19 protein-coding genes and 1 tRNA gene are annotated in these 19,624 nt (G+C 66.3%); 17 read left to right on the top strand and 3 right to left on the bottom strand.

Going from position 1 to position 19,624, the window contains the following annotated elements; translation table 11 throughout:
- Window positions 1-45: 45 nt before the first annotated feature.
- From ilvC to Bsp3421_RS24415, 4 genes are all read left to right on the top strand, one after another.
- On the top strand, window positions 46-1,062 hold the full coding sequence (ilvC, locus tag Bsp3421_RS24430) for a ketol-acid reductoisomerase (RefSeq protein WP_274004165.1): 1,017 nt from the start codon (window positions 46-48) through the stop codon (window positions 1,060-1,062).
- A gap of 120 nt (window positions 1,063-1,182) precedes the next feature.
- Window positions 1,183-1,830: a phosphatidylserine decarboxylase gene (locus Bsp3421_RS24425; protein WP_274004164.1), complete on the top strand. Its 648-nt coding sequence runs from the start codon at window positions 1,183-1,185 to the stop codon at window positions 1,828-1,830.
- A gap of 16 nt (window positions 1,831-1,846) precedes the next feature.
- Window positions 1,847-2,716, top strand: coding sequence for a CDP-diacylglycerol--serine O-phosphatidyltransferase (gene pssA, locus Bsp3421_RS24420; RefSeq protein ID WP_274004162.1), 870 nt, complete (start codon window positions 1,847-1,849; stop codon window positions 2,714-2,716).
- A 307-nt stretch (window positions 2,717-3,023) separates the two neighbouring features.
- Window positions 3,024-4,568, top strand: coding sequence for a 2-isopropylmalate synthase (locus tag Bsp3421_RS24415; RefSeq protein WP_274004159.1), 1,545 nt, complete (start codon window positions 3,024-3,026; stop codon window positions 4,566-4,568).
- 93 nt (window positions 4,569-4,661) lie between these two features.
- On the opposite strand, the gene Bsp3421_RS24410 is transcribed toward Bsp3421_RS24415, so the two are convergent.
- The 3 genes from Bsp3421_RS24410 to Bsp3421_RS24400 form a co-directional block, all read right to left on the bottom strand.
- Window positions 4,662-6,194: a SulP family inorganic anion transporter gene (locus Bsp3421_RS24410; protein ID WP_274004158.1), complete on the bottom strand. Its 1,533-nt coding sequence runs from the start codon at window positions 6,192-6,194 to the stop codon at window positions 4,662-4,664.
- 29 nt (window positions 6,195-6,223) lie between these two features.
- Window positions 6,224-6,868 carry a carbonic anhydrase gene (locus Bsp3421_RS24405; protein WP_274004156.1) on the bottom strand — a complete coding sequence of 215 codons (645 nt, stop codon included), beginning with the start codon at window positions 6,866-6,868 and terminating at the stop codon, window positions 6,224-6,226.
- Between the two features lie 423 nt (window positions 6,869-7,291).
- A complete protein-coding gene (locus tag Bsp3421_RS24400) occupies window positions 7,292-7,792 on the bottom strand; it encodes a hypothetical protein (protein WP_274004155.1) in 501 nt (166 codons plus the stop codon).
- A gap of 145 nt (window positions 7,793-7,937) precedes the next feature.
- Here Bsp3421_RS24400 and Bsp3421_RS24395 point away from each other — a divergent pair, with 145 nt between their 5' ends.
- The 13 genes from Bsp3421_RS24395 (at window position 7,938) to nuoF (ending at window position 19,564) form a co-directional block, all read left to right on the top strand.
- Entirely contained in the window at window positions 7,938-9,197 is a 1,260-nt protein-coding gene (locus tag Bsp3421_RS24395) for a branched-chain amino acid ABC transporter substrate-binding protein (protein ID WP_274004338.1), read from the top strand.
- Window positions 9,198-9,304: 107 nt separating this feature from the next.
- Complete coding sequence (rpsO, locus tag Bsp3421_RS24390) at window positions 9,305-9,574, top strand: 30S ribosomal protein S15 (protein WP_274004153.1); 270 nt, start codon at window positions 9,305-9,307, stop codon at window positions 9,572-9,574.
- Window positions 9,575-9,873: 299 nt separating this feature from the next.
- On the top strand, window positions 9,874-12,018 hold the full coding sequence (pnp, locus tag Bsp3421_RS24385; protein WP_274004152.1) for a polyribonucleotide nucleotidyltransferase: 2,145 nt from the start codon (window positions 9,874-9,876) through the stop codon (window positions 12,016-12,018).
- Between the two features lie 110 nt (window positions 12,019-12,128).
- Entirely contained in the window at window positions 12,129-13,148 is a 1,020-nt protein-coding gene (locus Bsp3421_RS24380) for an NAD(P)H-quinone oxidoreductase (protein ID WP_274004151.1), read from the top strand.
- A gap of 59 nt (window positions 13,149-13,207) precedes the next feature.
- Complete coding sequence (gene tpiA / locus Bsp3421_RS24375) at window positions 13,208-14,011, top strand: triose-phosphate isomerase (protein ID WP_274004149.1); 804 nt, start codon at window positions 13,208-13,210, stop codon at window positions 14,009-14,011.
- Window positions 14,012-14,094: 83 nt separating this feature from the next.
- Entirely contained in the window at window positions 14,095-14,475 is a 381-nt protein-coding gene (gene secG, locus Bsp3421_RS24370; RefSeq protein WP_274004147.1) for a preprotein translocase subunit SecG, read from the top strand.
- 112 nt (window positions 14,476-14,587) lie between these two features.
- Window positions 14,588-14,672 (top strand) — tRNA-Leu (locus tag Bsp3421_RS24365).
- 154 nt (window positions 14,673-14,826) lie between these two features.
- Window positions 14,827-15,186: an NADH-quinone oxidoreductase subunit A gene (locus Bsp3421_RS24360; RefSeq protein ID WP_274004145.1), complete on the top strand. Its 360-nt coding sequence runs from the start codon at window positions 14,827-14,829 to the stop codon at window positions 15,184-15,186.
- A 63-nt stretch (window positions 15,187-15,249) separates the two neighbouring features.
- A complete protein-coding gene (locus tag Bsp3421_RS24355) occupies window positions 15,250-15,729 on the top strand; it encodes a NuoB/complex I 20 kDa subunit family protein (protein WP_274004143.1) in 480 nt (159 codons plus the stop codon).
- A gap of 21 nt (window positions 15,730-15,750) precedes the next feature.
- Window positions 15,751-16,353: an NADH-quinone oxidoreductase subunit C gene (locus Bsp3421_RS24350; RefSeq protein ID WP_274004140.1), complete on the top strand. Its 603-nt coding sequence runs from the start codon at window positions 15,751-15,753 to the stop codon at window positions 16,351-16,353.
- Window positions 16,354-16,362: 9 nt separating this feature from the next.
- On the top strand, window positions 16,363-17,616 hold the full coding sequence (locus Bsp3421_RS24345; protein ID WP_274004138.1) for an NADH-quinone oxidoreductase subunit D: 1,254 nt from the start codon (window positions 16,363-16,365) through the stop codon (window positions 17,614-17,616).
- 155 nt (window positions 17,617-17,771) lie between these two features.
- Window positions 17,772-18,257 (top strand): NADH-quinone oxidoreductase subunit NuoE, encoded by a 486-nt coding sequence (gene nuoE / locus Bsp3421_RS24340; RefSeq protein ID WP_252983720.1) that lies wholly within the window; start codon window positions 17,772-17,774, stop codon window positions 18,255-18,257.
- Window positions 18,254-19,564: an NADH-quinone oxidoreductase subunit NuoF gene (gene nuoF / locus Bsp3421_RS24335; protein ID WP_274004135.1), complete on the top strand. Its 1,311-nt coding sequence runs from the start codon at window positions 18,254-18,256 to the stop codon at window positions 19,562-19,564. The genes nuoE and nuoF overlap by 4 nt, the downstream gene beginning before the upstream one ends.
- Window positions 19,565-19,624 lie beyond the last annotated feature (60 nt).

Here is a 19,624-nt window from a genome sequence, read left to right as displayed (position 1 = left end):
ACCCCATTTGATTTGAACCATTACTGAATAAGCGAAGGAACCATCATGAAAGTTTTCTACGACAAAGACGCTGACCTCTCCCTCATCAAGGGCAAGCAGATCACGATCATCGGCTACGGCTCGCAAGGCCATGCGCACGCGCTGAACCTGAAGGACAGCGGCGTGAACGTGACGGTCGGCCTGCGCAAGGGTGGCGCGTCGTGGAGCAAGGCCGAGAACGCGGGCCTCACGGTGAAGGAAGTGGCGGAAGCGGTGAAGGGCGCCGACGTCGTGATGATGCTGTTGCCCGACGAGCAGATCGCCGAGGTCTACGCGAAGGAAGTGCACGCGAACATCAAGCAGGGCGCAGCGCTCGCGTTCGCGCACGGCTTCAACGTCCACTACGGCCAGGTGGTCCCGCGCGCGGATCTGGACGTGATCATGATCGCGCCGAAGGCGCCGGGCCACACCGTGCGCGGCACCTACGCGCAGGGCGGCGGCGTGCCGCACCTGATCGCGGTCGCGCAGGACAAGTCGGGCGCGGCGCGCGACATCGCGCTGTCGTACGCGGCGGCGAACGGCGGCGGCCGTGCCGGCATCATCGAGACCAACTTCCGCGAAGAGACCGAAACCGACCTGTTCGGCGAACAGGCCGTGCTGTGCGGCGGCACTGTCGAGCTGATCAAGGCCGGCTTCGAGACGCTGGTGGAAGCGGGCTACGCGCCGGAAATGGCGTACTTCGAGTGCCTGCACGAACTGAAGCTGATCGTCGACCTGATCTACGAAGGCGGCATCGCGAACATGAACTACTCGATCTCGAACAACGCCGAGTACGGCGAGTACGTGACCGGCCCGCGCGTCGTCACGGAAGAGACGAAGAAGGCGATGAAGCAGTGCCTGCACGACATCCAGACGGGCGAGTACGCGAAGAGCTTCATTCTCGAGAACAAGGCCGGCGCGCCGACGCTGCAGTCGCGCCGCCGCCTGACCGCCGAGCACCAGATCGAGCAGGTCGGCGCGAAGCTGCGCGCGATGATGCCGTGGATCGCGAAGAACAAGCTCGTCGACCAGTCGAAGAACTAAGCGATCGAACACATCCGACCCCCGGAAACGGAGGGTCGGCATCAAAAAGCCGCCCAAAGGCCGCAGTGCCGCGGGCGGCTTTTGCTATCCTACGGGCTTTGCAATTCAAAGAACCACTCCATGAACTACCCTCATCCGATCATCGCGCGCGAAGGCTGGCCGTTCATCGCGATCGCCGCCGCCGTTGCGCTGTTGGTCCAGGCTGTCTTCGGGTTCGGCCTCGTCGCCTTGCTGTTCTGGCTGCTGCTCGCCTTCGTGGTGCAGTTCTTCCGCGATCCCGCGCGGCCGATTCCGTCGCAGGCCAACGCGGTGCTGTGCCCGGCCGACGGCCGGATCGTCGCGGTGGAAACGACGCGCGATCCGTACGCCGATCGTGACGCGCTGAAGATCAGCGTGTTCATGAACGTGTTCAACGTGCACTCGCAGCGTTCGCCGGTCGACGGCGCGATCAGCAAGGTCCAGTATTTCCCGGGCGCGTTCCTGAACGCCGATCTCGACAAGGCGTCGACCGACAACGAGCGCAACGCGGTCGTGATCCAGACGGGCAGCGGCCATACCGTGACGTCGGTGCAGATCGCGGGCCTCATCGCGCGCCGGATCCTCTGCTACGTGCGCGCCGGCGAGCCGCTCGCGCGCGGCCAGCGCTACGGGTTCATCCGATTCGGTTCGCGCGTCGACGTGTATCTGCCGCTCGGCAGCCGGGCGCGGGTGTCGATCGGCGAAAAGGTGTACGCGTCGTCGACGATTCTCGCCGAACTCGAACAGTAAGCGGCGAGGAGAGTCGATGGCAGCATTCAAACCGCGTCGCCCGCGCAACAGCAACGGTCCGTTGCCGCGCTCGTTCCGCCATAACAAGACGGTCGCGCAGGAGGCGGTGCCCGAGAGCCGGCGCGCCGCGCGCCAGCGCTTTCTGAGGACGCGCGGGATCTACCTGCTGCCGAACGCGTTCACCACCGCCGCGCTGTTCTGCGGTTTCTTCGCGGTCGTGCAGGCGATGAACGTGCGCTTCGAGACCGCCGCGATCGCGATCTTCGTCGCGATGGTGCTCGACGGGATGGACGGGCGGGTCGCGCGGATGACGCACACGCAAAGCGCGTTCGGCGAGCAGTTCGACAGCCTGTCCGACATGGTGTCGTTCGGCGTCGCGCCCGCGCTCGTGATGTACGAGTGGGTGCTCAAGGACCTCGGCCGCTGGGGCTGGCTCGCCGCGTTCGTCTACTGTTCGGGCGCGGCGCTGCGGCTCGCACGCTTCAATACGAATCTCGGCGTGGTCGACAAGCGCTTCTTCCAGGGGCTGCCGAGCCCGGCCGCGGCGGCGCTGATCGCGGGCTTCGTGTGGCTCGCCACCGACAACCGGGTGCCGGTCCAACTCGGCTGGCTGCCCTGGGTCGCCTTCGCGCTGACCGTCTACGCGGGCGTGACGATGGTGTCGAACGCGCCGTTCTACAGCGGCAAGGCGCTCGATGTCCGGCACCGCGTGCCGTTCGCGGCGATCCTGCTGGTGGTGGTCGCGTTCGTGCTGGTGTCGTCGGACCCGCCGCTGATGCTGTTCGGCCTGTTCGTGCTGTACGGCCTGTCGGGTTACGTGTTCTGGGCCTACATGGCGGTGCGGGGCCGCGCCAATCCGGCGCGCTCATCGCAGCGCGAGCACTGACCCCGATTGTTTCCTGCCTGAACGGCGGCCCGCGCGGCCGCCGTTTTTCATGGCGCCGCCGGCCGCGCGATTTCGGGGTGGAGCCGATTGCGCGCTTCGCGGAATGCCGCTATATTCTTCGGCATGACTGCCTTTTCCCGCCTGTCCCTTCTTCCTGCTGGTGCGCTGCTAGGCGCGCTAGCGCTAGCGCGCGTGCCGCGCTGACCGTTTTCGCCCTCCGTCTGCCTCGTCTGTTGTTGAGCGTCGCCAGCGGTGGCGCGAACTTCATTACGTTTGTGCTATCCCCAACAAGCCTCCTGGAGTCCCCATGACAGACAAACTGATCATTTTCGATACGACGTTGCGCGACGGCGAGCAATCGCCCGGGGCGTCGATGACGAAGGAAGAGAAGATCCGCATCGCGAAGCACCTGGAACGGATGAAGGTCGACGTGATCGAGGCGGGCTTCGCGGCCAGCTCGAACGGCGATTTCGACGCGATCCAGACGATCGCGTCGCAGGTCAAGGACAGCACGATCTGCTCGCTCGCGCGCGCCAACGACAAGGACATCCAGCGCGCGGCCGATGCGCTGAAGCCCGCGAACCGCTTCCGGATCCACACCTTCATCGCGACTTCGCCGCTGCACATGGAGAAGAAGCTGCGGATGACGCCCGACCAGGTGTTCGAGCAGGCGCGCCTCGCGGTGCGCTTCGCGCGCAAGTTCACCGACGACATTGAATTCTCGCCGGAAGACGGCAGCCGCTCGGACCTGGATTTCCTGTGCCGCGTGCTCGAGGCCGTGATCGCGGAAGGCGCCACCACCATCAACATCGCCGACACGGTCGGCTACGGCGTGCCGGAGCTGTACGGCAACCTCGTCAAGACGCTGCGCGAGCGCATCCCGAATTCGGACAAGGCGATCTTCTCGGTGCACTGCCACAACGACCTCGGGATGGCGGTGGCGAATTCGCTCGCGGGCGTGAAGATCGGCGGCGCGCGTCAGGTCGAGTGCACGATCAACGGTCTCGGCGAGCGCGCGGGCAATACCTCGCTCGAGGAAATCGTGATGGCCGTGAAGACCCGCAAGGATTACTTCGGCCTCGATCTCGGCATCGACACCACGCAGATCGTGCCGGCCTCGAAGCTCGTATCGCAGATCACGGGCTTCGTCGTGCAGCCGAACAAGGCGGTGGTCGGCGCGAACGCGTTCGCGCATGCGTCGGGCATCCACCAGGACGGCGTGCTGAAGGCGCGCGACACCTACGAGATCATGCGCGCGGAAGACGTGGGCTGGACCGCGAACAAGATCGTGCTCGGCAAGCTGTCGGGCCGCAACGCGTTCAAGCAGCGGCTGCAGGAGCTCGGCATCGCGCTCGACAGCGAAGCGGACCTCAACGCGGCGTTCATGCGCTTCAAGGATCTGGCGGACCGCAAGTCGGAGATCTTCGACGAGGACATCATCGCGATCGTCAACGAAGAGGCGTCGCTCGCGCAGGCCCAGGAGCGCTACAAGTTCGTGTCGCTCGCGCAGCATTCCGAGACGGGCGAGCAGCCTCAGGCGAAGGTCGTGTTCTCGGTCGACGGCGCGGAAGTGAGCGGCGAGGCGCGCGGCAACGGGCCGGTCGACGCCACGCTGAACGCGATCGAGAGCGAGGTCGGCAGCGGCTCCGAGCTGCTGTTGTACTCGGTCAACGCGATCACCACCGGCACCCAGGCGCAGGGCGAGGTGACCGTGCGGCTGTCGAAGAGCGGCCGGATCGTCAACGGCGTCGGCACCGATCCTGACATCGTCGCGGCGTCGGCCAAGGCGTATATCGCGGCGCTCAACAAGCTGCACGCGAACGTCGACAAGCTGAACCCGCAGCGTTCCTGACGTCGGCCGCGCCGGCTCACGAGCCGGCGTGACGCCATGACAACGCCCCCGCGCGACGCAAGCCGCGCGGGGGCGTTTTGCTTGGACGCGCCGCTATTGCGCGCTCGGACGGCGGTGCCAGCGTCCGCCGCGCCGCTGTGCACTCGGCGCATGGCGGAACTCGACGACGATGCCGCGCGCGGGCGCGGCCGCGACGAAGGCGTCGAGCAACTCGCGCACGTCGTGGTCGATGTAGTCGGCGCGGGTGGCGTCGATGGTCAGTACCGCGTGGTCGGGGATCTGCCGCAGGTCGTGCTTGACCTGGACCTTGCCGAGGAACGACACGTCCTTGCGGAACGTCAGCAGGTAGTGATCGTCGTGCTGGGCGAGCGTGGCGGGGCTGCGCAGGTTCGCCAAGGCGACGACGAGCACGCTGCACACGAGCCCGAGCGCGATGCCGAACAGCAGGTCGACCGCGAGCACGCCGCCGATCGTCGCGACGAACGGCAGGAACGCGCCGGGCCCTTGCTTCGCGACCGCCGCGAACAGCGACGGCTTCGCGAGCTTGATGCCGGTGTGGATCAGGATCGCCGCGAGGCTGGCGAGGGGAATCAGGTTGATGAGGCCCGTCAGCGCGAACACGCTGACGAGCAAGAGGATGCCGTGGATGATCGCGGACATGCGGCTTTGCGCGCCGGCGTTGACGTTGACCGAGCTGCGCACGATCACCGAGGTGATCGGCAGGCCGCCCATCACGCCTGCGACGAGGTTGCCGATGCCCTGCGCCTTGAGTTCGCGATCGGGTTCCGACGGGCGGCGCTTCGGGTCGATCTGTTCGACCGCTTCCAGGCTCAGCAGGGTTTCGAGACTGGCGACCACGGCCAGCGTGATCGCGACGCGCCAGACATCGGGATTCCACAGCTGCTTGTAGTGCGGGCCGAGGTCGGCGCCGCGCAGCGCGTCGCCGAGCGCGGCGAACGAGGCGAGTTCGGGCAGCGCGACCCGATGTTCGGCGAGCGGCGCGAGGGACGGCGCGACGAAGCCGAGCGCGAGCGTCGCGCCGATGCCGACCAGCACGACGGCGAGCGGCGCGGGCACCGCGCGGATCAGCGCGAAGCGTCGCAGCGCGCGGGTTTCCCAGGCGACGAGCAGCGCGAGCGAGACGATCGCGAGCGTCGCCGCGGTGAGGGTGGCGTGCGTGATCGACATCGCGCTCGCGCCGCCGGTGAGGCCGAGCGCGAACGGCGCCTGCTTGACGATCAGCAGGATGCCGATCGCGGCGAGCATGCCCTTGATCACGGGGGACGGCACGTAGGCGGCGAGCTGGCCTGCCTTGAGCATCCCGAAGCCGTACTGGATCACCCCCGAGAGCAGCACGGCGACGAGGAACGCGGAAAAGCTGCCGAGCTGCGCGATGCCCTCGACGACGATCACGACGAGGCCGGCGGCGGGGCCGCTCACGGACAGCGGCGAGCCGCTCAGGAACGCGACGACGAGGCCGCCGACAATGCCGGAGACGAGGCCCGCGAAGGGCGCGACGCCCGACGCGTTGGCGATGCCGAGGCAGAGCGGGAGCGCGACGAGGAACACGACGACGCCGGCGACGAAGTCGCGCGGAAAGGTGGCGAAAGCGGTGCGTGGATTCATGGTGGCCGAGGAAGAAAGGGGGAGGCGGGTCAGGACAGCGCGGGCGCGGCTTCCGCCTGGGCGGCGGCGTGCGGTGCGACGGCGCGGGCGGGGTAGCCGGATGTCAGCTCCTTCAGGCGGCCGTCCGCCAGCGAAAAGATCCAGCCGTGCACGAGCGGCGCGGGGTCGCTGTCGCGGATGATCGCGGCGTCGCGCAGCGCGCGCACCTGCTCCAGCACGTTGAGTTCGGCGAGCCGGTCGGCGGCCTGGTCGGACGGCAGCGGGTCGAGTTCGCCGCGATGGCGCGCGGCCAGCGCGCACAGCGGCGCGATCCGGCGGTTCACGTGCGGCAGCGCGGGCGAGGGCGGCAGCAGCGAGGCGCGCACGCCACCGCAGCCGTAGTGGCCGCAGACGATCACGTGGTCGACCTTCAGCACGCGCACCGCGTACTCGAGCACGCTGGCGCAGTTGTCGTCGTCGGGCTGGAACAGGTTCGCGATGTTGCGGTGGACGAACAGCTCGCCGGGCGCACTGTGGGTGATGGTTTCCGCCGGCACGCGGCTGTCGGCGCAGCCGATCCAGAGGACGCGCGGATTCTGGCCGCGCGCGAGCGTGTCGAAGAAGTCGGGCGCGCGTTCGGCCGTTTCGCGGGCCCAGGCGATGTTGGCAGCGAGCATGCTCTTGGGACGGTTCATGAGGATTCCTTCATAATGAATCGGAAATATCCGACAGCCGGCGTCGTTAAAACCCAATACCTTTCTAAATTGAAAGGTGGTCGATGGGTGATATTAGGGGTTTGTCTTATTCAAGAGTTCGAATTGAAACATTCTGTTTCAATTTATCGCGGTGATTGTTTGCATTTGCACCGGAATTGGCGCGGCGGTGGCGAAAGCGAGCGCGGGACGCACCATACTGGCGATCGGAGGGCGGTGGCGCGCATGCCGGTGGGACGGGCGTCTCACGCTGGTTCGCCCACAGGCGCGCGGCCGCACCGGCGCGCGGCATGACGGCGGTATGAAAATAAAATAACAAAAAAGCCATTTAATCGCGGCAAGGGTAAATCTTGCCTGATTAAATGGCTATTTCTATCCAAATGTCACCGATGAGCGGAAAATATTTCAGAAAAGCGTACGGCGGTCGGGATCGTGCAGCGGATCCGGCGTTTTCTGCGTCAGGCGCAGGATGCCCTGGTCGTCGAAATAGAAGCTGTAAAGCATGTACCAGACGTTGTCTTCCAGGTAGCGGTAGGTCCAGGTCTCGCGCTTCATCAGCGGGAAGTAGGCGGTCTCGACCGGGCGCCCGAAGTTCACGAGCACGTCGGTTTTCGTCCACTTGCCGATTTCCGCGCGATAGAACTCGTTCGGCTGCAGCACTTGACGCACGTTGACGATCTTGCCGCTCGCGTCGACATCGGCCGCCGTCGTGACCTCGCCCATCGGCTGGGTCGGCCACATCAGCCGCTTGCCGCCGTTCGGCAGATCGTAGATCTCGCGCGGCGGACCCATGCGCGCGACGATCGCCGACTGGTCCTGGCCGGCCTGGAACTGCTGCCACGGCTGCGCGCAGCCGGCGAGAAGCGCGGCGGCGCAGGCGAGCAGGACCGGGAGGCGGATGAGCATAGGAATCTCCAAGACACGGGATATCCGACGTTTTATCACGCCCGGCGCGTGCCGGCGCACGCCGCGCGCGGAAAAGCCGCAAAAGCGCGGCGGGGTATGATCCGCGCTTCGTGAATCGAGAGGGAGTGGCGCGATGCAACGATGGATGCGGGCGGTGGCGGCCGCGTGGACGGCCTGCGCGCTGTTGGCGCCGTGGGCAGCGAGCGCGCAGGCGGCGGGCGAGCCGGTCAGGCTCGCGCTCATCGAGGGCATGTCGGGGCCGTTCGCCAACGCGGGCGCCGCGGTGGAGCGCAATCTGCGTTTCGGCGTCGAGCGCGTGAACGCGCGGGGCGGCGTGAAGCTGCGCGACGGCATGCATCCGCTCGAACTCGTGGTGTTCGACAGCAAGGGTGGCGTCGAGGAGGCGCTGGTCCAGTTGCGCGCGGCGCGCGACCGGCAGATCGGCTTCGTGATGCAGGGCAACGGTTCGGCGGTGGCGGCGGCGCTCGTGACCGCGCTCGCGCGCCAGAATGCGCGCGACCCCGCGCATCGCGCGCTGTTCCTCAACTACTCGGCCGACGATCCGGCGCTGACGGGCAGCGCGTGCAGCTTCTGGCATTTCCGCTTCGATGCGCACGCGGGGCTGCGGATGGATGCGCTCGTCGACGTGCTGGCGGGCGACCGCGCGGTGCGCAAGGTCTACCTGCTGAACCAGGACTACAGCTTCGGGCGCGACGTCAGCGCGCTGGCCCGCGCCGCGCTGAAGGCGCGGCGGCCGGACATCGCGGTGGTCGGCGACGAGTTCCATCCAATCGGGCGGGTCAAGGATTTCGCGCCGTATGTCGAGAAGATCCGCGCGGGCGGCGCCGACGCGGTGATCACCGGCAACTGGGGCAACGACCTGACGCTGCTCGTCAAGGCGGCCCGCGAGCAGGGGCTCGACACCCGCTTCTATACGTTCTACGGCAACAGCCTCGGCGCGCCGGCCGCGCTGGGCGACGCCGGCGTGCGGCGCGTGCTGGCGGTGGCCGACTGGCACCCGAACGCGGGCGGCGCGCAGTCGGACGCGTTCTACCAGGCGTTCCGCGCGCGTTTCCCGGCCGCCCAGGACGACTACCCGGTGCGGCGCATGAGCGAGATGGTGGAGATGCTGGCCGCCGCGATGTCGAAGGCGGGCAGCGCCGATCCCGTCGCCGTGGCGCGTGCGCTCGAGGGGATGCGTTTCGACGACGGCTTCCACCCGGTGCGGATGCGCGCGGCTGACCATCAATTGATTCAACCCCTTTATGTCATGCAGATGGACAAGGCGGGCACGCGCGGCGTGCGCTTCGACAACGAAGGGTCGGGTTATGGTTTCCGAACCGTGCTGGCGGTGCCGCCGACGGAGGCGGCCGCGCCGGCCGCGTGCGTGATGCAGCGGCCCTGAAAGGCGGGCGTGGCCGGGCGGGGGACTTATGCTACAATGCCCGCCGGTTGTAAGTCACGGCACGGCCTTTCTTCCGTGTCCGCCTGTTTAGTCTGAAAGGAAATCACATGTCTGTTGCTGATATCAAGAAGTCGGAAGTCGTTTCTCAGTTTGCCCGCGCCACCAACGACACGGGGTCGCCCGAAGTCCAGGTCGCGCTGCTGACCGCGCGCATCGTGGAACTCACGGGTCACTTCAAGACCCACGCGAAGGACCACCACAGCCGTCGTGGCCTGCTGCGCATGGTGAGCCGTCGCCGCAAGCTGCTCGACTACCTCAAGGGCAAGGACGCCGACCGTTACCGCGCGCTGATCGAGAAGCTGGGTCTGCGTAAGTAAGCGGGGCGAACGCCTCCAGCAAGATGCCTGTGTCAGTCCGCTGATGCAGGCATTTTGTTTTTGCGCGGTACGCAGCGTGATCCGTACCGCGGGGTCCGCGCCGGGCAACCGGCCGCGGGTCCAAGCGGCCAGGTTCCAGGGTTGAGCTTTGTGTCATTCCAGCGCGCCGCACGTGTCGGGCGCCGCGCTGGAATGGCATAAAAAACACACCTCTTCCCATACGGCCTGGGCGCGACGCCGCCGCGCCGGCCAGGCGCCGCGCGCGGCGAATCGAGATGAACGAACAACAAGGAGCGACCATGTCTCTGTTCAATAAAGTCGTGAAGGAATTCCAGTGGGGCCAGCACAAGGTGCGCCTCGAAACCGGTGAGATCGCCCGTCAGGCAGGCGGCGCCGTGATCGTCGACATCGAGGACACCGTGGTGCTCGCGACCGTCGTCGGCGCGAAGTCGGCGAAGCCGGGCCAGGATTTCTTCCCGCTGACCGTCGACTACATCGAGAAGACCTACTCGGCCGGCAAGATCCCGGGCGGCTTCTTCCGTCGCGAAGGCCGTCCGTCGGAGCACGAGACCCTGACCTCGCGCCTCATCGACCGTCCGCTGCGCCCGCTGTTCCCGGAAGGCTTCTACAACGAAGTGCAGGTGGTCATCCACGTGCTGTCGGTGAACCCGGAAGTGCCGGCCGACATCCCCGCGCTGATCGGCGCGTCGGCTGCGCTGGCCGTGTCCGGCCTGCCGTTCAACGGCCCGGTCGGCGCCGCGCGCGTCGCCTACATCGATAGCCAGTACGTGCTGAACCCGACCCGCGCGCAGATCAAGGCGTCGCGCCTCGACCTCGTGGTCGCGGGCACCGAGCGCGCCGTGCTGATGGTCGAGTCGGAAGCCGACCAGCTGCCGGAAGACGTGATGCTGGGGGCCGTGGTGTTCGGCCACGAGCAGATGCAGGTCGCGATCGACGCGATCCACGCGCTGGTGCGCGACGGCGGCAAGCCCGAGTGGGATTGGCAGCCGGCGCCGAAGAACGAGGCGCTGATCGCCCGCGTGACCGAGCTGGCGCAGCCGGCGCTGCTCGCCGCTTACCAGATCCGCGACAAGCAGGCGCGCTCGGCCAAGCTGAAGGAAGCCTACGCGGCGACCTCGGCGAAGCTCGAGGAAGAAGCGCTGGCAGCCGGCACGGCAGCGGCCGACAAGGCCACCGTCGGCAACGTGCTGTTCGACATCGAGGCGAAGATCGTCCGTTCGCAGATCCTGAACGGCGAGCCGCGCATCGACGGCCGCGACACGCGCACCGTGCGTCCGATCGAGATCCGCACGGGCGTGCTGCCGCGCACCCACGGTTCCGCGCTGTTCACGCGCGGCGAGACGCAGGCACTCGTCGTCGCGACGCTCGGCACCAAGGGCGACGAGCAGATCATCGACGCGCTCGAAGGCGAATACCGCGAGCGCTTCATGCTCCACTACAACATGCCCCCGTTCGCGACCGGCGAAACGGGCCGCGTCGGCTCGCCGAAGCGTCGCGAAATCGGCCACGGCCGCCTCGCGAAGCGCGCGCTGGTCGCGTGCCTGCCGAGCGCCGACGAGTTCGGCTACTCGATCCGCGTGGTGTCGGAAATCACCGAATCGAACGGTTCGTCGTCGATGGCGTCGGTGTGCGGCGGCTGCCTCGCGCTGATGGACGCCGGCGTGCCGATGAAGGCGCACGTCGCGGGCATCGCGATGGGCCTGATCCTTGAGGGCAACAAGTTCGCGGTGCTGACCGATATCCTCGGCGACGAAGATCACCTCGGCGACATGGACTTCAAGGTGGCCGGCACGGCCGAAGGCGTGACCGCGCTGCAGATGGACATCAAGATCCAGGGCATCACCAAGGAAATCATGCAGGTCGCCCTCGCGCAAGCGCAGGAAGGCCGCATGCACATCCTCGGCAAGATGACGGCCGCCGTGTCGGGTGCGAACACGCAGCTGTCGGAGTTCGCGCCGCGCATGATCACCATCAAGATCAACCCGGAAAAGATCCGCGACGTGATCGGCAAGGGCGGTTCGGTGATCCGCGCGCTGACCGAGGAAACCGGCACGACGATCGACATCTCCGACGACGGCGTCGTGACCATCGCGAGCACGAGCAGCGAAGGCATGGCCGAGGCGAAGAAGCGCATCGAGAACATCACGGCCGAGATCGAAGTCGGCCAGGTGTACGAGGGCACGGTCCTCAAGCTGCTCGATTTCGGCGCGATCGTGAACCTGCTGCCGGGCAAGGATGGCCTGCTGCACATCTCGGAAATCGTCAACGAGCGTGTGAAGGACATCAATGACTACCTGAAGGAAGGCCAGCAGGTGAAGGTCAAGGTCATCCAGACGGACGAGAAGGGTCGGGTCCGCCTGTCGGCGAAGGCGCTGCTGAACGAAGCGGCCGGCTCGCACGACGGCACGCCGCCGCAGCAGTAAGCGGCGCATCGACGGCCGGTGACGCACGCGCGCACCGGCCGTTTTTCTTGCAGGATGGATGGGTGTGCGCCGGCTGCGACGCACACCCATCCCGCTTCTGGAGCCACAGCATGAAAGCGATCGAAATCACCGAATTCGGCGCGCCCGAGGTGTTGAAGCTCGCCGAGCGCCCGCGCCCCGGTCTCAAGCGCGGCGAAGTCCTGATCAAGGCGGCGGCGTCGGGCGTGAATCGCCCTGATGTGTTTCAGCGCAAGGGCGCGTATCCCCCGCAGCCGGGCGTCTCCGATCTGCCGGGGCTCGAGGTGGCGGGCGAGATCGTCGACGGCGACCTGTCCGATCCGGCCGCGAACCCGTTCGGCCTGAAGCGCGGCGACCGCGTATGCGCGCTCGTCGCGGGCGGCGGCTACGCGGAATACGTCGCGGCGCCGCTCGCGCAGTGCCTGCCGGTGCCCGCGGGGCTCACGGACCTCGAGGCGGCGTCGCTGCCGGAGACGTTCTTCACGGTGTGGAGCAACGTGTTCGATCGCGCGGCGCTGGGCGCGGGCGAGGGCGGCCCGCACGAGACGCTGCTCGTGCAGGGCGGCTCGAGCGGGATCGGCGTGACGGCGATCCAGATCGCGCATGCGCTGGGCTTCCGGGTGTTCGCCACCGCGGGCAGCGACGACAAGTGCCGGGCGTGCGAGCGCCTCGGCGCGGAGCGTGCGATCAATTACCGCACCGAGGATTTCGTCGAGGTCGTGAAGGCGCTGACCCAGGATCGCGGCGTCGACGTGATCCTCGACATGGTCGCGGGCAGCTACGTGCCGCGCGAACTGAGCGCGCTCGCCGACGGCGGCCGGCTGGTGCTGATCGCGCTGCTCGGCGGCGCGAAGTCCGAGGTGAATCTCGGCGAGATTCTGCGCCGGCGCCTGACGGTGACCGGGTCGACGCTGCGGCCGCGTCCGGTCGAATTCAAGGCGCGGATCGCCGCGCAGCTGCATGAGCGCGTGTGGCCGCTGCTGGCCGACGGGCACATCAAGCCCGTGATCTACCGGACCTTCCCGGCCGAGCAGGCGGCCGATGCGCACGCGCTGATGGAGAGCAGCGAGCATGTCGGCAAGATCGTGCTGGAATGGGGGACGAACGCTTGACAGGGCCGGTTTGACCGGTTCCTGGGCCGCGCAGTAAAATCGCAGGTTTGCTTCGCCGGATGAACCCGACGGCCGGCCCTGCCGGCATGTCCATGACGAGACGAACGATGTCGAAACAAAGAACCAAGCGGGTGATCGGCAACTGGAAGATGCATGGCCGCCTCGACGGCAACCAGGCATTGCTGGACAGCGTCGCGCAAGGCGCGCTCGCGGTGCCGGACAGTGTGGCCGTCGGCGTATGCGTGCCGTTCCCGTATCTCGCGCAGGCGTGCGGGCGGCTGCAGGGCGGCCGCGTCGCGGTGGGCGCGCAGGACGTGTCCGCGCACGAACAGGGCGCGTACACCGGCGAAGTCGCCGCGGGCATGGTGGCCGAATTCGGTGCGGCCTATGCGCTCGTCGGTCACTCCGAGCGGCGCGCGTATCATGGCGAAACCGATGCGGCGGTCGCGGCGAAGACGCAGCGTGCGCTCGCGGCGGGCCTGACGCCGGTCGTGTGCGTCGGCGAGACGCTCGAAGAGCGCGAGGCCGGCGTGACCGAGCAGGTGGTCGGCACGCAGTTGGACGCGGTGCTGGCGGTGTTGTCGACGGACGAGGCGGCGCGCATCGTGGTGGCCTACGAACCCGTCTGGGCGATCGGCACCGGCAAGAGCGCGACGTCCGACCAGGCGCAGCAGGTGCATGCGTTCCTGCGCGCGCGTCTCGAGGCGAAGGGCGTGGCGCACGTGTCGCTGTTGTATGGCGGCAGCGTGAAGGCCGACAACGCGGTCGAGCTGTTCGGCCAGGCGGATATCGACGGTGGCCTGATCGGCGGCGCGTCGCTGAAGAGCGACGATTTCCTGGCGATCTGCCGGGCCGCGGGCTGATGCGGGCCGTGTCCGCAGCATAGTGAATGAATCCAGGCGGTCGGCGCGTGCCGGCCGCTCAAACCCCAACTCAGGTGAGAGTGATGCCGTATCTGAAAGTACTGATTATTGTGGTGCAGCTGCTGTCCGCGCTGGGCGTGATCGGCCTTGTGCTGCTGCAGCATGGCAAGGGCGCCGACATGGGCGCGGCGTTCGGCAGCGGGGCGTCGGGCAGCTTGTTCGGCGCGACCGGTTCCGCGAACTTCCTGTCGCGCACCACCGCGGTTCTCGCGACCATCTTCTTCATCGCGACGCTCACGCTGACCTACCTCGGCTCCTACAAGTCCGCGCCGTCGGTCGGCGTGCTGGGCGGTGCGGCCACGACGGCGCCTGCATCGGCTGCTGCCGCGTCGCAGCCGGCTGCCGCATCGGCTGCCGTCGCGACGTCGAGCGCCTCCGCGCCGGGTCAGGACGTTCCGAAATAAAAGTTTAAAAAAATCGGATTTGTGCGTTGAACAATTTGGAAAGCCGGGTTAGAATTTAATTCTTGAAGCGATTCGCGGGACGCAAGAAGTTCTCTCCCGGGTTGCATGCAGTGCCGACGTGGTGAAATTGGTAGACACGCTATCTTGAGGGGGTAGTGGCGAAAGCTGTGCGAGTTCGAGTCTCGCCGTCGGCACCAAAGTTACTCAATGCCAGCCGCTTCGTGTGGGCTGGCATTTTTCATTTGTGGCGTATGCTTGCGGATGTCTTGGGATCGCAGGCACTCCGAAATGATCCTTTCTCCGGAAGGTGTTATTCTCCGGAGCGCTCAGACCAACCGATAGAGGAAAGCCTTGAACCTCGCAGCCTATTACCCCGTCTTGTTGTTCATTCTCGTGGGCGCCGGATTAGGCATAGCGCTGGTCAGCATCGGTAAGCTTCTCGGCCCCAACAGGCCCGACTCTCAAAAGAATTCCCCATACGAGTGCGGCTTCGAAGCGTTCGAAGACGCGCGCATGAAGTTCGATGTGCGTTACTACCTCGTCGCCATCCTGTTCATCATCTTCGATCTCGAGACCGCGTTCCTGTTTCCGTGGGGCGTCGCCCTGCGCGACATCGGCTGGCCCGGGTTCATGGCAATGATGATTTTCCTGCTCGAATTCCTGCTGGGCTTTGCGTATATCTGGAAGAAGGGTGGCCTCGACTGGGAGTGACGGGTTCAATCGCCGGTTTGCATGGGCGGCCCCTGCCTGCCGCCTGTCTGGAGTGGAAAGCAAATGAGTATCGAAGGGGTCTTGAAGGAAGGTTTTGTCACCACCACGGCTGACAAGCTGATCAACTGGACGCGCACCGGCTCGCTGTGGCCGATGACGTTCGGTCTCGCGTGTTGTGCGGTCGAGATGATGCATGCGGGCGCGGCCCGCTACGACCTGGATCGGTTCGGCGTCGTGTTTCGCCCGAGCCCGCGCCAGTCGGACGTGATGATCGTCGCGGGCACGCTGTGCAACAAGATGGCGCCCGCGCTGCGCAAGGTGTACGACCAGATGGCCGAGCCGCGCTGGGTGATCTCGATGGGGTCGTGCGCGAACGGCGGCGGCTACTACCACTATTCGTATTCGGTGGTGCGCGGCTGCGATCGCATCGTGCCGGTCGATGTCTACGTGCCCGGATGTCCGCCGACGGCGGAAGCGTTGGTCTACGGCGTGATCCAGCTGCAAGCGAAGATCCGCCGCACCGCCACCATCGCCCGTCAATAAACGCCCCGAGCACCCCACAATATGGCAAGCAAAATCGAGACCCTCAAAGCGAACCTCGACGCCGCGCTCGGCGCGCGCGTGGTGAGCCTGACCGAGTCTGTCGGCGAGCTGACGCTCGTCGTGAAGGCGGGCGACTACCTCGAGGTCGCGACGCAATTGCGCGACGACCCCACGCTCGGCTTCGAGCAGTTGATCGACCTGTGCGGCGTCGACTATCAAACCTACGGTGACGGCGCCTACGACGGCCCGCGCTTCGCGGCGGTGCTCCAACTGCTGTCGGTGTCGAACAACTGGCGGCTGCGCCTGCGCGTGTTCGCGTCCGACGACGATCTGCCGATCGTCGCCTCCATGGTGAACGTGTGGGCCTCGGCCAACTGGTACGAGCGCGAGGCGTTCGACCTGTACGGCATCGTGTTCGAAGGCCATCCGGACCTGCGCCGGATCCTGACCGACTACGGCTTCATCGGTCACCCGTTCCGCAAGGATTTCCCGGTTTCCGGCTACGTCGAGATGCGTTACGACCCGGAAGAGAAGCGCGTCGTGTACCAGCCGGTGACGATCGAGCCGCGCGAAATCACGCCGCGCGTGATCCGCGAGGATCGCTATGGCGGTCTGAAACATTAAGAGGGCGCCATGGCAGAAATCAAGAACTACACGCTCAACTTCGGTCCGCAGCACCCGGCCGCGCACGGTGTGCTGCGCCTCGTGCTCGAACTCGATGGCGAAGTGATCCAGCGCGCCGACCCGCACATCGGCCTCCTGCATCGCGGGACGGAAAAGCTTGCCGAGGGCAAGACCTTCATCCAGTCCGTACCCTACATGGATCGTCTCGACTACGTGTCGATGATGGTCAACGAACACGGCTACGTGATGGCGATCGAGCGGCTGCTCGGCATCGAGGTGCCGGAGCGCGCCCAGTACATCCGCGTGCTGTTCGATGAAATCACGCGCGTGCTGAACCACCTGATGTGGATCGGCGCGCACGCGCTCGACGTCGGCGCGATGGCGGTGTTCCTGTACGCGTTCCGCGAGCGCGAGGACCTGATGGACGTCTACGAGGCGGTGTCGGGCGCGCGCATGCACGCGGCCTATTACCGTCCGGGCGGCGTCTATCGCGACCTGCCGGACGCGATGCCGCAGTATAAGGCGTCGAAGATCCGCAACGAGAAGGCGCTCGCACGCATGAACGAGGCGCGCCAGGGCTCGGTGCTCGACTTCATCGAAGATTTCTTCAATCGTTTCCCGACCTGCGTCGACGAATACGAAACGCTGCTGACCGACAACCGGATCTGGAAGCAGCGTCTCGTCGGGATCGGCGTGGTGACGCCGGAGCGTGCGCTGCAGCTCGGCCTGACGGGCCCGATGATCCGCGGTTCGGGGATCGCATGGGACCTGCGCAAGAAGCAGCCGTACGAAGTGTACGACCGCCTCGATTTCGATATCCCGGTGGGCGTGAACGGCGACTGCTACGACCGCTACCTGGTTCGCGTCGAGGAAATGCGCCAATCGACCCGCATCGCGAAACAATGTATTGATTGGCTGCGCAAGAATCCGGGCCCGGTGATGATCGACAATCACAAGGTTGCACCGCCGTCGCGCGTCGGCATGAAGACCAACATGGAAGACTTGATTCACCACTTCAAGCTCTTCACCGAAGGTTTCCACGTGCCGGAAGGCGAGGCGTACGCCGCCGTCGAACATCCGAAGGGCGAGTTCGGCATCTATCTCGTGTCGGACGGCGCGAACAAGCCGTACCGGCTCAAGATCCGCGCGCCGGGCTATGCGCATCTGGCCGCGCTCGACGAGATGGCCCGCGGCCACATGATCGCCGATGCGGTCACGATCATCGGCACGCAGGACATCGTGTTCGGCGAGATCGACCGTTAAGGAGCGGCGCCGCCCCGGTCGGGCGGCGCCGCGAATCACCGGCGATGCGCGCTGCGCCCTCGCCAGCTGTCAATAGTGAGCGCCAGGTCTGCCGTCCGTACCCCCAAGTCGGCAGGTTGTTCGTTCGGTAGGAATTGAAAGAGTCGTGTCTGAAAATGATCTCAGCTGAAGGCCTGAAAGAAATCGATCGCGCGTTGACGAAGTATCCCGCCGATCAGAAACAGTCCGCCGTGATGTCGGCACTGGCCGTCGCCCAGGAAGAGCACGGCTGGCTGTCGCCCGAACTGATGCAGTTCGTCGCGGACTATCTCGACATGCCGGCCGTCGCCGTGCAGGAAGTCGCGACGTTCTACACGATGTACGAGCTGCAACCGGTCGGCAAGCACAAGATCACGCTCTGCACGAACCTGCCGTGCCAGCTCGGCCCGGACGGCGGTGCGGAAGCGACCGCCGCTTATCTGAAGCAGAAGCTCGGTATCGGTTTCGGCGAAACCACGCCCGACGGCAAGTTCTCGCTGAAGGAAGGCGAGTGCTTCGGTTCGTGCGGCGACGCGCCGGTGCTGCTGCTGAACAACCACAAAATGTGCAGCTTCATGAGCCGCGAGAAGATCGACCAGCTGCTTGAGGAGCTCTCGAAATGACGTCCCTCCACGATCGTCACATCAAACCGCTGATTCTCGCCGGCCTGAACGGCGACAACTGGCATCTCGAAGACTACGTCGCGCGCGGCGGCTACCAGCAGCTGCGCCGCATCCTCGAGGAAAAGATTCCGCCCGAGCAGGTGATCGCCGACGTCAAGGCGTCGGGGCTGCGCGGCCGCGGCGGCGCAGGCTTCCCGACCGGCCTGAAGTGGAGCTTCATGCCGCGCCAGTTCCCGGGGCAGAAGTACCTCGTCTGCAACTCGGACGAAGGCGAGCCGGGCACGTTCAAGGACCGCGACATCCTGCGCTGGAATCCGCACGCCCTGATCGAGGGCATGGCGATCGGCGCGTACGCGATGGGCATCACGGTCGGCTACAACTACATCCACGGCGAGATCTTCGAGGTCTATCGCCGTTTCGAGGCGGCGCTCGACGAAGCGCGCCGCGCCGGCTTCCTCGGCGAGCGCATCATGGGCTCCGAGTTCTCGTTCGAGCTGCATGCGCACCATGGCTATGGCGCGTACATCTGCGGCGAGGAAACCGCGCTGCTCGAATCGCTCGAAGGCAAGAAGGGCCAGCCGCGCTTCAAGCCGCCGTTCCCGGCGAGCTTCGGCGTGTACGGCAAGCCGACCACGATCAACAACACCGAGACGTTCGCCGCGGTGCCGTTCCTGCTGAGCATCGGCCCGCAGAACTACCTCGAACTCGGCAAGCCGAACAACGGCGGCACGAAGATCTTCTCGGTGTCGGGCGACGTCGAGCGTCCGGGCAACTACGAAGTGCCGCTCGGCACGCCGTTCGCGACGCTGATGGAGCTGGCGGGCGGGATGCGCGGCGGCAAGAAGATCAAGGCGGTGATCCCGGGCGGGTCGTCCGCACCGGTGGTGCCGGGCGATCTGATGATGCAGACCGACATGGATTACGACGCGATCGCGAAGGCCGGCTCGATGCTCGGCTCGGGCGCGGTGATCGTGATGGACGAGACGCGTTGCATGGTCCGTTCGCTGCTGCGCCTGTCGTACTTCTATCACGAGGAATCGTGCGGCCAGTGCACGCCGTGCCGCGAAGGCACGGGCTGGCTGTGGCGCGTCGTGAACCGGATCGAGCACGGGGAGGGTCGCAAGGAAGATCTGGACCTGCTGAACTCGGTCGCCGAGAACATCATGGGCCGCACGATCTGCGCGCTCGGCGATGCGGCGGCGATGCCGGTGCGCGGGATGCTCAAGCACTACTGGGACGAGTTCGCGTATCACGTCGAGCACAAGCACTGCATGGTCGGCGGCCACGCGCACGCGGCGGCGGCCTGAAGCGGAACCCGGTTGCGGATATCGAGCGCGCGGTCGAGCGTATGCGCGAACGAGCGGAAA

Origin of the sequence: Burkholderia sp. FERM BP-3421, from assembly GCF_028657905.1 — a bacterium.
In the GTDB taxonomy this organism is placed as follows: domain Bacteria; phylum Pseudomonadota; class Gammaproteobacteria; order Burkholderiales; family Burkholderiaceae; genus Burkholderia.
The sequence above is the reverse complement of the archived record's forward strand: the minus strand, read 5'-3'. Positions and strand labels throughout refer to the sequence as shown.

Excerpts from the sequence above, each read along its gene's own strand:
- ilvC (WP_274004165.1), top strand. The coding sequence starts at position 46 with ATGAAAGTTTTCTACGACAAAGACGCTGACCTCTCCCTCATCAAGGGC.
- Bsp3421_RS24425 (WP_274004164.1), top strand. The coding sequence starts at position 1,183 with ATGAACTACCCTCATCCGATCATCGCGCGCGAAGGCTGGCCGTTCATC.
- pssA (WP_274004162.1), top strand. The coding sequence starts at position 1,847 with ATGGCAGCATTCAAACCGCGTCGCCCGCGCAACAGCAACGGTCCGTTG.
- Bsp3421_RS24415 (WP_274004159.1), top strand. The coding sequence starts at position 3,024 with ATGACAGACAAACTGATCATTTTCGATACGACGTTGCGCGACGGCGAG.
- Bsp3421_RS24410 (WP_274004158.1), bottom strand. The coding sequence starts at position 6,194 with ATGAATCCACGCACCGCTTTCGCCACCTTTCCGCGCGACTTCGTCGCC.
- Bsp3421_RS24405 (WP_274004156.1), bottom strand. The coding sequence starts at position 6,868 with ATGAACCGTCCCAAGAGCATGCTCGCTGCCAACATCGCCTGGGCCCGC.
- Bsp3421_RS24400 (WP_274004155.1), bottom strand. The coding sequence starts at position 7,792 with ATGCTCATCCGCCTCCCGGTCCTGCTCGCCTGCGCCGCCGCGCTTCTC.
- Bsp3421_RS24395 (WP_274004338.1), top strand. The coding sequence starts at position 7,938 with ATGCGGGCGGTGGCGGCCGCGTGGACGGCCTGCGCGCTGTTGGCGCCG.
- rpsO (WP_274004153.1), top strand. The coding sequence starts at position 9,305 with ATGTCTGTTGCTGATATCAAGAAGTCGGAAGTCGTTTCTCAGTTTGCC.
- pnp (WP_274004152.1), top strand. The coding sequence starts at position 9,874 with ATGTCTCTGTTCAATAAAGTCGTGAAGGAATTCCAGTGGGGCCAGCAC.
- Bsp3421_RS24380 (WP_274004151.1), top strand. The coding sequence starts at position 12,129 with ATGAAAGCGATCGAAATCACCGAATTCGGCGCGCCCGAGGTGTTGAAG.
- tpiA (WP_274004149.1), top strand. The coding sequence starts at position 13,208 with ATGAACCCGACGGCCGGCCCTGCCGGCATGTCCATGACGAGACGAACG.
- secG (WP_274004147.1), top strand. The coding sequence starts at position 14,095 with ATGCCGTATCTGAAAGTACTGATTATTGTGGTGCAGCTGCTGTCCGCG.
- Bsp3421_RS24355 (WP_274004143.1), top strand. The coding sequence starts at position 15,250 with ATGAGTATCGAAGGGGTCTTGAAGGAAGGTTTTGTCACCACCACGGCT.
- Bsp3421_RS24350 (WP_274004140.1), top strand. The coding sequence starts at position 15,751 with ATGGCAAGCAAAATCGAGACCCTCAAAGCGAACCTCGACGCCGCGCTC.
- Bsp3421_RS24345 (WP_274004138.1), top strand. The coding sequence starts at position 16,363 with ATGGCAGAAATCAAGAACTACACGCTCAACTTCGGTCCGCAGCACCCG.
- nuoE (WP_252983720.1), top strand. The coding sequence starts at position 17,772 with ATGATCTCAGCTGAAGGCCTGAAAGAAATCGATCGCGCGTTGACGAAG.
- nuoF (WP_274004135.1), top strand. The coding sequence starts at position 18,254 with ATGACGTCCCTCCACGATCGTCACATCAAACCGCTGATTCTCGCCGGC.